The sequence below is a fragment of the Niveispirillum sp. genome (assembly GCF_017996735.1).
In the GTDB taxonomy this organism is placed as follows: Bacteria; Pseudomonadota; Alphaproteobacteria; order Azospirillales; family Azospirillaceae; genus Niveispirillum.
Genome location: NZ_JAGOGJ010000156.1, coordinates 1 through 13746, shown reverse-complemented (window position 1 = coordinate 13746; position 13746 = coordinate 1). Strand labels below are relative to the sequence as shown.

Annotated in this window: 13 protein-coding genes; 5 read left to right on the top strand and 8 right to left on the bottom strand. The window is 63.5% G+C overall.

The features are described 5' to 3' along the window. Window positions 1-84: 84 nt before the first annotated feature. From KBA48_RS28710 to clpS, 6 genes are all read right to left on the bottom strand, one after another. A complete protein-coding gene (locus tag KBA48_RS28710; protein WP_292912123.1) occupies window positions 85-744 on the bottom strand; it encodes a glutathione S-transferase family protein in 660 nt (219 codons plus the stop codon). Between the two features lie 29 nt (window positions 745-773). Then, window positions 774-1052 (bottom strand): DUF2442 domain-containing protein, encoded by a 279-nt coding sequence (locus KBA48_RS28705; RefSeq protein ID WP_292912122.1) that lies wholly within the window; start codon window positions 1050-1052, stop codon window positions 774-776. A gap of 5 nt (window positions 1053-1057) precedes the next feature. Beyond that, a complete protein-coding gene (locus KBA48_RS28700) occupies window positions 1058-1318 on the bottom strand; it encodes a DUF4160 domain-containing protein (protein ID WP_292912121.1) in 261 nt (86 codons plus the stop codon). Between the two features lie 3 nt (window positions 1319-1321). Then, window positions 1322-2770, bottom strand: coding sequence for an NAD(P)-dependent oxidoreductase (locus tag KBA48_RS28695; protein ID WP_292912120.1), 1449 nt, complete (start codon window positions 2768-2770; stop codon window positions 1322-1324). A gap of 601 nt (window positions 2771-3371) precedes the next feature. Beyond that, window positions 3372-5672, bottom strand: a complete 2301-nt coding sequence (gene clpA, locus KBA48_RS28690; protein ID WP_292912119.1) for an ATP-dependent Clp protease ATP-binding subunit ClpA — start codon at window positions 5670-5672, stop codon at window positions 3372-3374. A gap of 6 nt (window positions 5673-5678) precedes the next feature. Further along, window positions 5679-6005, bottom strand: coding sequence for an ATP-dependent Clp protease adapter ClpS (clpS, locus tag KBA48_RS28685; protein ID WP_292912118.1), 327 nt, complete (start codon window positions 6003-6005; stop codon window positions 5679-5681). Window positions 6006-6269: 264 nt separating this feature from the next. Here clpS and KBA48_RS28680 point away from each other — a divergent pair, with 264 nt between their 5' ends. Both KBA48_RS28680 and KBA48_RS28675 read left to right on the top strand, forming a co-directional pair. Then, on the top strand, window positions 6270-7085 hold the full coding sequence (locus KBA48_RS28680) for an undecaprenyl-diphosphate phosphatase (protein WP_292912117.1): 816 nt from the start codon (window positions 6270-6272) through the stop codon (window positions 7083-7085). A gap of 4 nt (window positions 7086-7089) precedes the next feature. Then, window positions 7090-7890 carry an RNA methyltransferase gene (locus KBA48_RS28675; RefSeq protein WP_292912116.1) on the top strand — a complete coding sequence of 267 codons (801 nt, stop codon included), beginning with the start codon at window positions 7090-7092 and terminating at the stop codon, window positions 7888-7890. A gap of 68 nt (window positions 7891-7958) precedes the next feature. Here the strand turns inward: KBA48_RS28675 and KBA48_RS28670 are convergent, their stop codons facing one another. Further along, window positions 7959-8423, bottom strand: a complete 465-nt coding sequence (locus tag KBA48_RS28670) for a GNAT family N-acetyltransferase (RefSeq protein WP_292912115.1) — start codon at window positions 8421-8423, stop codon at window positions 7959-7961. Window positions 8424-8847: 424 nt separating this feature from the next. On the opposite strand from KBA48_RS28670, the gene KBA48_RS28665 reads away from it, so the two are divergent. After that, a complete protein-coding gene (locus tag KBA48_RS28665) occupies window positions 8848-9111 on the top strand; it encodes a YjhX family toxin (RefSeq protein ID WP_292912114.1) in 264 nt (87 codons plus the stop codon). Between the two features lie 45 nt (window positions 9112-9156). Here KBA48_RS28665 and KBA48_RS28660 read toward each other — a convergent pair whose 3' ends face one another. Next, a complete protein-coding gene (locus KBA48_RS28660; RefSeq protein ID WP_292912113.1) occupies window positions 9157-10818 on the bottom strand; it encodes an electron transfer flavoprotein-ubiquinone oxidoreductase in 1662 nt (553 codons plus the stop codon). A 157-nt stretch (window positions 10819-10975) separates the two neighbouring features. On the opposite strand from KBA48_RS28660, the gene KBA48_RS28655 reads away from it, so the two are divergent. After that, window positions 10976-11869: a uracil-DNA glycosylase gene (locus KBA48_RS28655; protein ID WP_292912112.1), complete on the top strand. Its 894-nt coding sequence runs from the start codon at window positions 10976-10978 to the stop codon at window positions 11867-11869. Between the two features lie 316 nt (window positions 11870-12185). Next, window positions 12186-13718, top strand: coding sequence for an RNA polymerase factor sigma-54 (rpoN, locus tag KBA48_RS28650; RefSeq protein ID WP_292912111.1), 1533 nt, complete (start codon window positions 12186-12188; stop codon window positions 13716-13718). Window positions 13719-13746: the final 28 nt, after the last annotated feature.

Below are 13746 nucleotides of genomic sequence, written 5' to 3'. Positions count from 1 at the left end.
AGGCAGTGGTATCCAGCAGGGCCTTGTTGGCGGTGTATTCAGCCGCGAAAATCTCACCGGCGTGGATGGAAGCGTCGGTCATGGTCAGGCCCTCGGTTCGGAAGACAATGCATCGGCCAGGGACACGGGCGTGCCCACGGCATCGGTGATCTTGATATGGTTGGGCCGGGCGGCGAACCGGTCCAGCCAATCGCGGATGGCGGGATAGGAGGCCAGGTCGAACCCACCCTCCTCCGCCACATGGGTGTAGGCATAGAGTGCCAGATCGGCGATGGTGGCCTTCTGGCCCACGAACCAGTCGCGGCCCGTCAGGTGGCGTTCCATCAGCTTCAGCGCCGCATGCCCGTTCTCGCGCTTCACGATCAAGGCGTGGATACGTTCCGGGTCCATCGCCACCTTGTGGGTGATCCAGAACCGGGCCGTGGCGATGTTCGGCTCGTGGCTATACTGTTCCCAGAACAGCCATTGCAGGACAGCGGCCTTGTCCCGGCGGTTATCCGGCCAGAAGGACGTGTCTTCGGCCAGCCAGCGCAGGATGGCATTGCTTTCAGACAGGAAATCGCCGGGCGCCAGCCGCAGCAGCGGAATGCGGCCGTTGGGGTTCAGCGCCAGGAACGCCTCCGTCCGCGTCTCCGCCGCATCAATATCCATCTCCACGCGCTCGAACGGCAGCCCGAGCTGCGTCAGCAGCCAGCGGCACTTGTAGCCATTCCCGGAAGAGAGGTTGTCGTAGAGGCGGAGCATGGTTCGCTCGGATCTTTCGTGTTTCGGGGTTACTCGGCGGCCACTTCGGGATAATCGCGCTTCAGGTCTTCGGGATGCGCGCGGTACCAGAGGCTATCCGCGCTGAAATGCAGTTCATCGGGCCAACCGATGGCGTATCCGTCATGAACGACCTCCAGCTTCTGCTGAAAGAAGTCCGGATCCCGGACGGGGGCCAGTGCCGGCCCCTCAATAAGCGGGCGGAAATCGATGACATCACTGCCACCTTCCTCCCAATGAACCGTCACGGTGAAATCGGGGTTCGCCTTGGCTTCCTTGATGAACCGCATCGCGATCACTCCTTGATCTTCTCCGGGGCCTCACCACGCTGAGCCACTGTCCAGGCCGCATAAAGCTCCGGCAGATGGCGGCGCGCCCAATCCCGGATCGCCCGCAGATCAGACGCTTTAAGCGTCCCTTTGACATCCTCGACTGTCAGACCGTCCAGGTTGATCTTGGCGAAGACGCCATTGCCTTGGATGTGAAAGTGCGGGGGCGCATGATCACGAAAATACATCAAGATCATGAAACCGGCGACATATCCGACGGTCGGCATCCTTTACTCTGCCGCCACCGCCAAGCCCTGGGCGATCTTGGCCTGGATATAGTTGTGGATGCCAGCGGCGGCGTCGCGGCCGTCCTTGATACCCCACACCACCAGGCTGGCGCCGCGCACGATGTCGCCGGCGGCGAACACGCCGTCCAGGTTGGTCATCATGGTGGCGTATTTCACCTGCACGGTGCCCCAGCGGCTGACCTTCAGTTCCGGTACGCCGAACAGGCTGGGGATCTCTTCCGGGTCGAAGCCCAGGGCCTTGATCACCAGATCGGCTTCCATGGTGAAGTTGGAGCCTTCGATGGGCAGCGGCGTCTGGCGGCCCGTGGCATCGGCCACGCCCATATGCATCTTGTAGGCCTTCACGCCGGTGACATGCGCGTCACCCGTGAAGCCTTCAGGCGCCGTCTGCCAGACGAACTCCACGCCTTCTTCCTCGGCATTGGCGGTCTCGCGCTGGGAACCGGGCATGTTCTTGCGGTCGCGGCGATAGACACACTTCACCGACATCGCCCCCTGGCGGATGGCGGTGCGCACGCAATCCATGGCCGTATCGCCGCCGCCGATGACGACAACCTTCTTGCCCTTGGCGTTCAGCTTGCCCGTCTCGAAATCCAGGACGGTGTCGCCCAGGCTCTTGCGGTTGCTGGCGGTCAGGTAATCCAGCGCCGGCACGATACCGTCCAGGCCGGCACCCGGCCCGCCCAGGTCACGCGCCTTATAGACGCCCGTGGCGATCAGCACGGCATCATGTTCGGCGCGCAGGGTGCGCATATCGATGTTGCGACCGACCTCCACACCCAGATGGAACTTGACGCCGCCTTCCTCCAGCAGCTTCCAGCGGCGGATGACCACATCCTTTTCCAGCTTGAAGCCCGGAATGCCATACATCAGCAGCCCGCCGACCCGATCATAGCGGTCATAGACATGAACCTGATAGCCCTTCTTGCGCAACTGGTCGGCGGCGGCCAGACCGGCCGGGCCGGCGCCGATGATGGCGACCGACTGTTCACGCTCCATGCGCGGCACGATGGGCTTGACCCAGCCATTATCGAAGGCCGTCTCGGTGATATATTTCTCCACCGCGCCGATAGTGACGGTGCCATGGGTCGACTGCTCGATGGTGCAGTTGCCTTCGCACAGGCGGTCCTGCGGGCAGATGCGGCCGCAGATTTCCGGCAGGTTGTTGGTCGCCTGCGACAGCTCATACGCCTCTTCCAACCGCCCCTCGGCCGTCAGCTTCAGCCAGTCGGGGATGTTGTTGGAGACGGGGCAATGCACCTGACAGAAGGGCACGCCGCACTGCGAGCAGCGGTTGGCCTGTTCGACCGCCCCCTTGTCGGTGAAGCGGGCATAAATCTCGTTGAAGTCCTGGCGGCGCGCCTCGGCCTTGCGCTTTTCGGGCATGCGCTGTTCGGTATGGACAAACCCGAGCATCTTTTGCGTCGCCATGAAACCAATCCTTGCATCAAACGGGGCGGGGGCCCCTTTCCTGCCGCAGCGCGAAGCAGAAAGGCTCCGCACCGTTGGGAGCGGCGCCAACAGGCGGGTAATCCCCTTTCCCGAATGGCGCCGTCCATGATCATATAAAGCGGAAAATCCACCCCTTCCAGCAGTTTTTACGCGATAGGTCAGTATAACTGACTCTTTATCCCCGCATACTTCCCTTGCATTTCCGCATAAACCCGGTTGAGAGTCGTTCGCAGATGCGAAAATAGGGCCGAAATAGGACTACACTGGTTTACAGCGAGGCAATCCGCCTGTTTTGGGGGCAAATTGGGCATGGCGGTGCGCAACGGACCATGGCCCCGCACGCAAGGCTCAAACTTGCCCCTACCTGCCTCGCCCGCGAAGCTCTTGGGCACCATCGTTGCCAGCCTCTCTCCCGTCACCCCGGCTCAGGCTGGGGTAACGGGAGAGAGGTTGAAACCCCAGCAGCACAGACGTTCGCGGGTGAGGCGGCAAAGAGCGACCTTCCCGCCGTGCCCCACAAGCAAAACGCCCGGCAGGTTTCCCCGCCGGGCGTTCCTTGGTCGACATGGGCCCGCGCAGATTACGCCAGCTCTTCCACCTTCTCTTCGCGCTTGTGCCCCTTCGGCTCGGCATAGTCGAAATCCAGACCGTCGCCTTCCTTGTTCAGGATGACACGCACGGCCCCGCCCTTCGACAGCTTGCCGAACAGCAGTTCCTCGGCCAGCGGCTTCTTCACATGTTCCTGGATGGTGCGGGCCAGCGGGCGGGCACCCATGACGGGGTCGTAGCCCTTCTTGGCCAGCCAGGCGCGGGCGCCATCGGTCAGTTCGATGGTGACGCCCCGGTCGGTCAACTGCGCTTCCAGTTCCATCACGAACTTGTCCACCACGCGGGCCACCACCTCCGGCCCCAGATTGCCGAACGGGATGATGGCATCCAGGCGGTTGCGGAATTCCGGCGTGAAGGTCTTGTTGATGGCTTCCTGATCGTCGCCCGTGCGCACACCGCTGCCAAAGCCGATGGCGTGCTTGGCCATGTCGGCGGCACCGGCATTGGTGGTCAGGATCAGGATGACATTGCGGAAATCGACGATCTTGCCGTTATGGTCGGTCAGCTTGCCATGGTCCATCACCTGCAACAGGATGTTGTAGATGTCGGGATGCGCCTTCTCGATCTCATCCAGCAGCAGCACGCAATGCGGATGCTGGTCGATGGCATCGGTCAGCATGCCGCCCTGGTCGAATCCGACATAGCCCGGGGGCGCACCGATCAGGCGGCTGATCGTGTGGCGCTCCATATATTCGGACATGTCGAAGCGGACCAGCTCGATCCCCAGCGTGCGGGAAAGCTGCTTGGCCACTTCCGTCTTGCCGACACCGGTGGGGCCGGAGAACAGATAGTTGCCGATGGGCTTTTCCGGTTCGCGCAAGCCCGCACGGGCCAGCTTGATGGCCGAGACCAGCGCCTCGATGGCCGGATTCTGGCCGAAGACCATGGTCTTCAGGTCGCGTTCCAGGTTCAGCAGCACTTCCTTGTCGTCGCGGCTGACCGACTTGGGCGGGATGCGCGCGATCTTGGCGACCACGGCCTCCACATCCTTCTGGGTGATGGTCTTCTTGCGCTTGTTCTCGGGCAGCATGGTCTGCGCCGCACCGACCTCATCGATCACGTCGATGGCCTTGTCGGGCAGCTTGCGGTCACCGATATAGCGCGCCGACAATTCCACGGCCGCGCGGATGGCGTCCTTGGTGTAGCGCACCTTGTGATGCGTCTCGTAATAGACCTTGATGCCGTCCAGGATCTTGACCGCATCCTCGATCGACGGCTCATTGACGTCGATCTTCTGGAAGCGGCGGACCAGGGCACGGTCCTTCTCGAAATAGGAGCGGTATTCCTTGTAGGTCGTGCTGCCGATGCAGCGCAGCGCACCGGACGCCAGCGCCGGCTTCAACAGGTTGGACGCGTCCATGGCCCCGCCGCTGGTGGCGCCGGCACCGATGACGGTGTGGATCTCGTCGATGAACAGGATGGAGCCTTCCAGCGCCTCCAGTTCCGAAACCACGGCCTTCAACCGCTCCTCGAAATCACCGCGATAGCGCGTGCCGGCCAGCAGCGAGCCCATATCCAGCGAATAGATGGTGGCCTTGCGCAGTATCTCCGGCACCTCGCCCTGCACGATGCGGCGCGCCAGACCTTCGGCGATGGCGGTCTTGCCCACACCGGGATCACCCACGTAAAGCGGGTTGTTCTTCGACCGGCGGCACAGGATCTGGATGGTACGCTCCACCTCCTGCTCGCGCCCGATCAGGGCGTCGATCTTGCCGGACAGCGCCTTCTTGTTCAGGTTGACGCAATAGGCCTCCAGCGCGTCGGTACCCTTCTTCACCACCTTCTCGGCATGCGCCTCCTCATCCGCACCCGACACCCGCTTGGGTTCGGCGCGGCCGGGGGCCTTGGCAATGCCATGGGAGATGTAGTTGACGGCGTCGAAGCGCGTCATCTCCTGTTCCTGCAGGAAATAGACGGCGTGGCTCTCCCGTTCGGAGAACAGGGCCACCAGCACATTGGCGCCCGTCACCTCTTCTCGGCCGGAGCTTTGCACATGGATGGCGGCGCGCTGCAGCACGCGCTGGAAGCCGGCGGTGGGCTTCGCATCATCCTGACGGGTGGTGACCAGATTGGACAGTTCCCCGTCCAGATATTCGACCAGTTCGGCCTTCAGCTTCGCCACATCGACGCCGCAGGCGCGCAGTACGGCCAGCGCGTCCTGATCTTCTGTCAGTGCCAGCAGCAGATGTTCCAGCGTCGCATACTCGTGACGCCGTTCGTTGGCGTTGGCCAGGGCCCGATGGAGGGTCTGTTCGAGGTTCCGCGACAGCATGATGCGCTAATCCTTTTCCAGGGTGCACTGTAAAGGGTGCTGGTGCTGGCGGGCGAAGTCCATCACCTGGGTGACCTTCGTTTCCGCCACTTCATAAGTGAACACGCCACAAACGCCCACGCCCCGCCGGTGGACATGCAGCATGATCCGGGTCGCTTCATCACGGTTCTTGTTGAAGAAGCGTTCCAGGACATGCACGACGAACTCCATGGGGGTGTAATCGTCGTTCAGCATCAGGACCTTGTACATGGCGGGCTTTTTCGTCTTCGGCTTGGCCTTCACGACCACGCCTGTCGACGCCCCCCCGTTCCCGTGCTTGTCATCCTCAGCCATGGCGGTTAACGATCAATTGATGGGTCCCCTTTTGCGCCCCATGATCATATGAAATGAATCGGCCTCGTTGGAAGGGCGTATCTGCATTGCCGGAAAGGTTTTGCAGAATACTTGAAAACGGGCGGGTGCGGGGCCAAGGTAGCGGCGGCTCCCATGTCCGGGTCAAGCGCCCCTGGCGCCGGTTCCGGCCACAATCATGCCCCTCGCCGCCCCCGGCACCGGCTGCTATAAGGCGCGGACCTCCGTCAGCCGGGACCCAAGACTTTGACCGACCTCGCCCAATATCTCGACGCCGTCCTCCTGGGCCTGTTGGAAGGACTGACGGAATTCATCCCCGTCTCCTCCACCGGCCATCTGATCCTGTTGGGGGAGATGCTGGGCTTCAAGGGTCAGGCGGAGGATCTGTTCAAGGTGGTGATCCAGTTGGGCGCCATCCTGGCCATCCTGCTGGTTTATTTCCAGAAGCTCTGGAGCGTGGTGCGCGGGCTGGTACAGGGCAATGGCGAGAGCTACCGGTTTACTGCCGCCATCCTGCTGGCCTTCCTGCCTGCCGCCGTGATCGGGGTGTTTGCCCATTCCTATATCAAGAGCGTGCTGTTCAACCCCACCGTCGTGTCGGTCGCCCTGATCACCGGCGGCATCGCCATTCTGCTGGCCGAGCGGCTGGTGCCCAAGCCGCAGCATTTCGCGGTGGAGGCGTTCCCGCCGAAACTGTCGCTGTCCATCGGCTTTGCCCAGTGTCTTGCCATGATCCCTGGCGTGTCGCGGTCGGGTGCCACCATCATCGGGGCCCTGCTGATGGGGGTGGAGCGCAAGGCGGCGGCGGAGTTCAGTTTCTTCGTGGCCATCCCCACCATGCTGGGGGCCGCCACCTATGATCTGTACAAGAACCGCGATGTGCTGCAGGTCGACAGTGTCGGCATGATCGCGGTGGGCTTCATCGTGGCCTTCCTGTCGGCCCTGCTGGTGGTGCGCTGGCTGGTGGCCTTCGTGGGACGGCACGGTTTTGCGCCCTTTGCCTGGTATCGCATTGCCATCGGCAGCATCATGCTGGCCTGGCTGACCTTCTTCGCAGGCTGATGCCATGGCCCCGCGCCCGACCCTGTCGCTAAAACCCAAGCCCGCCCCGCAGGCGCCCGTGAAGGCGCGGCGCAAGCCGTTCCGTATCGGCGGCCTGCCGGCCGTGTCGGCCCTGTTCGACCGTGACCCCGAGCGGGCGGAGAAACTGTATTTCGACGACCGGTTGAAGGATGCGGCCGCCCCGTTTTGTGCCCGCATGGCGGCGGCCCGCAAACCCTTCCGTCTGGTGCCGTCGGCGGAGTTGGAGAAGATTGCCGGTTCCGCCATGCATGGCGGTATCGTGGTGGAGGCCGCCCCCCGGCCCGTGCTGCCCTTCACCCTGGATCTGGCCAAGGGCTGGGCGGCGGCGGGTCAGCCGCTGCTGATCCTGGACGGTGTGTCGAACCCGCATAATCTGGGCGCCATCGTGCGCACCGCCGCCTTCTTCGGCGTGGAACGGATCGTCATTTCCGACCATCCGGGTCAGGCCATGCCGTCAGAGGCCGCCTATCGTGTGGCCGAGGGCGGGTTCGAACATCTGGACCTCTACCGTGCCACCGGGTTTGCCGTCATTCTGAAGGCCCTGGGTGGTTTCTACCGCACCATCGGCACGGCGCTGGGTCCCTTTCCCGCCCTGTCCCACCTGTCACGGCAACCGGGCGGAAAGCCGGTGGCCGTCGTCATGGGGAATGAGGAACATGGCATGCCGCCCGACAGTCAGGCCGCCTGCACCGATCTGGTCACCATCGCGGGCAGCGGCCGGGTTCAGTCGCTGAACGTGTCGGCCACCACGGCGATCCTGGTCTTCCTGATGACGCGGGGATAGTTGCCTTCCCGCAACGCCGGGCACAGCCATCCGGCCGCCTGGCTTGCGGGACCCTGTGGTGGCGGGCATCACCGGGGCCGCAGCATGCCGCGATAGAGGCCCGGTTCCGACCCTTCGATGGGGATGGCGCCCACGGCCTTCTGGTAAAACGCCACCGGCCCGGCCCCACCAATGACGGCATAGGCATAACCATCCGCCGCCATGGCGCGCAGGCTGGCCAGCAGCAGCGCCTTGCCCAGGCCCGTCCCCCGTGCCTTCTCATCCACACCCGTGGGGCCAAACAGGCCCCGCGCCGTCACGTCATGGCAGGCGAAGCCCAGCAGCGCGCCCTCGACATCATGGGCGATATGGATGCGCGTGGGACAGGCCGACAGCGCCACCGCCGCTTCCGCCCGCCAGCCCTCGCCAAACCGTGCCTCGATCCAGGGCAGGATCACCGGTGCCTCCGGCGCCAGCGCCCGGCGCAGGGTAACACCGGGCGGCAACGGCTCGGGATCGGCGGGAAGGGTGTAGAGCTTGACAAGAAGATCCATGGATCGATTTCCGGAAATGCCGTTGGTCCGCCTTCCGTACCATCGCCCCGGCGAAAGGCCGGGGACAGCGTAAGGCGGGTTTGCGCCGACAGGACATGCCATCGGCCAACATATCGGCCGGCGCCGGTGGGGGCATCCCCACAATCACCGGTCAATATCCCGGTCGCTGATACCATATCGCGGGGGACACCGCATCTGTACCAGACCGAACCAAGGCTGGCGGACTTGACCATAAATCCGATCACGGATATGTTCCGGCATTCGCTTCGACAGGAGCCTTGATGTTTGGGATTGTCGTCATCCGCTGACCCGCCGCTTTTGGCCGGTCAGTCTTCGCGTAAGCCCATGCCCCACCGCGCGCGCCGCCGGTGGCGGTAAATGGCCGCGTCAGCCCCTATGCTGAACGGACGACGACATCCCCATCATGAATATCTCAAAGCCGGAGCAGCGGACGCTGCACGCCCTGGCCCAGGGGGGCCGTATCAACCTGATCCGTAACGAAGCCGATCATCGCGACATCCAGGATGTGGAATGCCTGACGCGTGACGGCTGGCTGCTGGTGGACTGCACGTTGCTGGTCTTCCGCAAACTGAAGGCACGGCGCCTGATCGCGTCGCGCAATGGCGGGCCCTATCGCATCACGCGCGACGGGCTGGCGGCGGTACGGCCGCAACTGGATAATCGCTGAAATGAAAAGCCCCGGCGCCGTTTTTGGCACCGGGGCTTTGATCCCTTACATGTTCGGGTAGTTCGGACCCCCGCCGCCCTCCGGCACCGTCCAGACGATGTTCTGGAGCGGGTCCTTGATGTCGCAGGTCTTGCAGTGGACACAGTTCTGCGCGTTGATCACGAAGCGCGGATGCTGGCCATTATCGTCGCGCACCACCTCATACACGCCGGCGGGGCAGTAGCGCTGGGCCGGCTCGTCGTAATTGGGCAGGTTATGCTCAATCGGGATCGACGGGTCCTTCAGCTTCAGGTGCGAAGGCTGATTCTCCTCATGGTTCGTGTTCGAAATGAACACGGAGGAGAGGCGGTCGAAGCTGATCACACCGTCGGGCTTGGGATACTTGATCTTCTTCGCCATGTGGGCCGGGGTCAGGCTTTCATGGTCGGCCTTTGTGTGGTGCAGGGTATAGGGCAGGAATTTGCCCAGGCCCAGATCATGCGCCCACATCTGAATGCCGCCATGGATATTGCCCAGCAGCAGCCCGGCCTTCAGGCCCGGCTTCACATTGCGGACCTTGAACAGGTCCTCATGGACCCAGCTATCCTTCCAGGACTGCTCATAGGCCGACAGAGTGTCGCCGCTGCCGATACCACCAACCAGCTTGTCGAACGCCGCCTCGGCAGCCAGCATGCCGGTCTTCATGGCATTGTGGGTGCCCTTGATGCGGGGCACGTTCACGAAGCCGGCGGAACAGCCGATCAGCGCGCCGCCGGGGAAGGTCAGCTTGGGCACAGACTGCAACCCGCCCTCATTGATGGCGCGGGCGCCATAGGACAGGCGCTTGCCACCTTCCAGATATTTGCGCACGAACGGGTGCTGCTTGAAGCGCTGGAATTCCTCGAACGGCGACAGATGCGGGTTGGCGTAATCCAGGTTCACCACGAAGCCGATGGAAACCTGATTATCCTCCAGATGGTACATCCAGGAGCCGCCCGCCGTGCTGCCGTCCAGCGGCCAGCCCTGGGTGTGGATGACCAGGCCCTGCTGATGCATCGAAGGGTCGATCTGCCACAGTTCCTTGATGCCGATGCCGTATTTCTGCACATCGCAGTCCGAGCGCAGATTGAACTTTTCCATCAACTGCTTGGACAGGTTGCCACGCACACCCTCGGCGAAGAAGGTGTACTTGCCGTGCAGTTCCATGCCGGGGGTGAAATTATGGGTGGGCTGGCCATCCTTGCCGATGCCCATGTCGCCCGTGGCGACACCCTTCACGCTACCGTCGTCGTTGAACAGCACCTCGGCGGCGGCGAAGCCGGGATAGATCTCGACGCCCAGTTCTTCAGCCTGACCGGCCAGCCAGCGGCAGAGATTGCCCAGGCTGATGGCGTAGTTGCCATCATTATGCATCAGCGGCGGCAGCAGGAAGTTCGGCACGCGGATGCCGCCCTTGTCCGACAGGATATAGAACCGGTCGTCGGTGACGGGCGTGTTCAGCGGCGCGCCCTTTTCCTTCCAGTCGGGGATCAGCTCGTTCAGCGCGCGCGGGTCGATGACATTGCCCGACAGGATGTGGGCACCCACTTCCGAGCCCTTTTCCAGCACGCAGACACTGACCTCCTGGCCCTTTTCCGCGGCCAGTTGCTTCAGCCGGATCGCCGCGGACAGGCCGGACGGCCCCGCGCCAACGATCACGACATCATATTCCATCGATTCGCGTTCCATACCCCATCCCACCACTTGTTCCCAGCGCGCCTAGCGACCGTTCGTGCCTTTTCCCAGGCACGTATGATCCAGCCGCGGCGCGGCTGCCGGCCCTTCCAGCGGGGCCGGTCCTCTACGATGCTGTTAAGACAGCATAGGCCGGTGGTAGGGTCAAACCATGATTGGCGTCGTTGAATCCGTCTCCGCCTTGCGGTTCCTGCTGGACTGCGGGGTTGATGAGGTGATCGGGGAAGAGCCGACCGACTGGTCGGCGCTGTCCCCCCGTCCGCGTGGGCAGGCGCCGGCGGCGGCGCCCGATCTTTCCCGGCCCCCTGCCGCGATGGCCCCGCCCCTCCCGGCAGGCGCGCCGGGGCCGCGACAAAATGCGCCCGCCCCCGCCGCGCCGCGGCCGGCCGATCCGGGTCCCCTGGGGGCGGCGGAGGCGGGGCAGTCGGCCCGCGCGGCGGCATCGGCCGCCAAAACCCTGGATGAATTGAAAGAGGCGCTGGCCGCCTTCGAAGGCTGCGCCCTGAAGAAGACGGCCACCAATCTGGTGTTCGGCACAGGCCTCCGGTCGGCCCGCATCATGCTGATCGGCGAGGCACCGGGCGAGCACGAGGACCGGCAGGGCCTGCCCTTCGTGGGGCCGGCGGGGCAGTTGCTGGACCGCATGCTGGGCGCCATCGGGCTGGACCGGCATGCCGACGATCCCGCCAAGGCCGTTTATATCACCAACATGCTGCCCTGGCGCCCGCCCGGCAACCGCAGCCCGACCGACAGCGAGATCGCGGCCTGCATGCCCTTCATGGTGCGGCATATCGAATTGCTGGCGCCGGATTTCCTGATCTTCGCGGGCGGAATCAGTGCCAAGGCCATGTTGAACCGGACGGAAGGCATCACACGCCTGCGCGGCCGCTGGTTCGATTATGGCAGTGCCGGGCTGAAAAAGCCGGTGGCGGCCATGCCCATGCTTCACCCCGCCTATCTGCTGCGCAACCCGGATGCCAAGCGCGAGGCCTGGAAGGATTTGCTGGCGCTCCATGTCCGGTTGCAATCCGGACAGCCGGCCTGATCAGGGCCTCAGGCGCCGTCCGGGCGCCCTGTTTGCGCGCGGCACCTGGGATTTTCTCCAGGCGCCGTTGCGCGTGATGAAAGAAGCAGCAGAAAGCAATGGAATAATTTTTGGTTGGATTAGGCCTAACTGTTGCGGGCACGCGTCTTGCAACGTACCTTGGCCTCGCTGGGGGACAGCCGACGGGGGTATGCCAGCCGAGAGGCCGTTGATGAAAACGGCGACGGCTTTCCGGGAAAGACCAACGTCGGGCCTGTGTCGCGGCATTGTTGCAACCGGCAGATAAACGCCCGTCAGAACAGGTTTTCCCGCAAGAATGGCGCTCCAGCAACGGCTCGATATACGCCAGTCGCAGTCACTGGTGATGACGCCGCAGCTTCAGCAGGCGATCAAGCTTCTTCAGCTTTCGAACCTGGAGCTGGCTGAGTACGTGGATTCAGAGCTGGAACGCAACCCGCTGCTGGAACGGGACGACGGTGCGGGCTGGAACGACGCACCCACCACCGGCGTCGACCGGGAGGAGGCCCCGGCCCCGGTAAATGAGAGCCGGGTGGCCGACACGGTGGAACTGGCCACGTCCGACCGGATGGCCGGGTCCAACGATGCCCCCCTCGATACCGATTACGAGAATGTCTATACCAACAGTTCCACGGCCGACATGGAGAATGCCGGCCTGGGTTCGGGGGAGCAGTTTGGCGACTGGTCGTCCCGGTCAGGCGGCTTCGACGATGATGGGGAGGGGTTCGAGGCAACCCTGACCGAACGGCCCAAGCTGCGCGACCATCTGGAAGAACAGATCACCATGGATCTGGCCGACCGGCTGGACCGCATGGTCGCCTATGCCCTGCTGGACCATCTGGACGAGGCCGGGTACTTCACCGGCAGCCTGGAAGAAGTGGCGGCCCAACTGGGCTGCGGGCTGGAGCAGGTGGAAAATGTGTTGAAGCGCATGCAGCGCTTCGACCCCGCCGGCATCTTTGCCCGCACGCTGGCCGAATGCCTGGGCAACCAGTTGCGGGAGAAGAACCGCCTGGACCCCTGCATGCAGGCGCTGCTGAACAACCTGCCCCTGCTGGCGGCGCGCAACCTTCAGCAATTGCTGAAGGTTTGCGGCTGTGACGCCGAAGATCTGTCCGACATGGTGGCGGAGATCAGGGCGCTGAACCCCAAGCCGGCGCTGGCCTTCGATTTCGAGCCTGTCCAGACGGTCGTGCCCGACATCCTGATGCGGGCCAGCCCTGGTGGCGGCTGGATTGTGGAACTGAATACCGAGACGCTGCCCCGCGTGCTGGTCAACCAGCGTTATCACAGCCGCGTGACCACGGGCGCGCGCAGCAAGGCTGACAAGGAATATATCGCCGAACAGTTCCAGTCGGCGAGCTGGCTGGTGAAAAGCCTGCATCAGCGGGCCAACACCATCCTGAAGGTGGCGACGGAGATCGTGCGTCAGCAGGACGCCTTCTTCCTGCATGGCCTGCAATTCATGAAGCCGCTGATTCTGCGCGATATCGCGGAAGCCATCGGCATGCATGAAAGCACCGTCAGCCGGGTTACCACCAATAAGTTCCTTTCCAGCCCGCGCGGAGTCTTCGAACTTAAATACTTCTTCACCTCCGCCATCCAGGGTGCGGACGGGCAGGCCGCGCATTCGGCCGAGGCGGTGCGTTACCGCATCAAGGCCCTGATCGACGCGGAGAAGCCGGATGACACCCTGTCCGATGACAAAATCGTGGAAATCCTGCGTGCCGACGGGATCGACATTGCACGCCGCACGGTAGCGAAGTATCGTGAAGGCATGAAGATCCCCTCTTCAGTCCAGCGCCGTCGGGAAAAGGCTCTTGGGTTGTAACCCCTGCGCTGGCCGCTGAAGGAAGACC

Coding starts and splice junctions, on each gene's coding strand:
- KBA48_RS28710 (WP_292912123.1), bottom strand. CDS start 744: ATGCTCCGCCTCTACGACAACCTCTCTTCCGGGAATGGCTACAAGTGC.
- KBA48_RS28705 (WP_292912122.1), bottom strand. CDS start 1,052: ATGCGGTTCATCAAGGAAGCCAAGGCGAACCCCGATTTCACCGTGACG.
- KBA48_RS28700 (WP_292912121.1), bottom strand. CDS start 1,318: ATGCCGACCGTCGGATATGTCGCCGGTTTCATGATCTTGATGTATTTT.
- KBA48_RS28695 (WP_292912120.1), bottom strand. CDS start 2,770: ATGGCGACGCAAAAGATGCTCGGGTTTGTCCATACCGAACAGCGCATG.
- clpA (WP_292912119.1), bottom strand. CDS start 5,672: ATGCTGTCGCGGAACCTCGAACAGACCCTCCATCGGGCCCTGGCCAAC.
- clpS (WP_292912118.1), bottom strand. CDS start 6,005: ATGGCTGAGGATGACAAGCACGGGAACGGGGGGGCGTCGACAGGCGTG.
- KBA48_RS28675 (WP_292912116.1), top strand. CDS start 7,090: ATGGCCCCGCGCCCGACCCTGTCGCTAAAACCCAAGCCCGCCCCGCAG.
- KBA48_RS28670 (WP_292912115.1), bottom strand. CDS start 8,423: ATGGATCTTCTTGTCAAGCTCTACACCCTTCCCGCCGATCCCGAGCCG.
- KBA48_RS28665 (WP_292912114.1), top strand. CDS start 8,848: ATGAATATCTCAAAGCCGGAGCAGCGGACGCTGCACGCCCTGGCCCAG.
- KBA48_RS28660 (WP_292912113.1), bottom strand. CDS start 10,818: ATGGAACGCGAATCGATGGAATATGATGTCGTGATCGTTGGCGCGGGG.
- KBA48_RS28655 (WP_292912112.1), top strand. CDS start 10,976: ATGATTGGCGTCGTTGAATCCGTCTCCGCCTTGCGGTTCCTGCTGGAC.
- rpoN (WP_292912111.1), top strand. CDS start 12,186: ATGGCGCTCCAGCAACGGCTCGATATACGCCAGTCGCAGTCACTGGTG.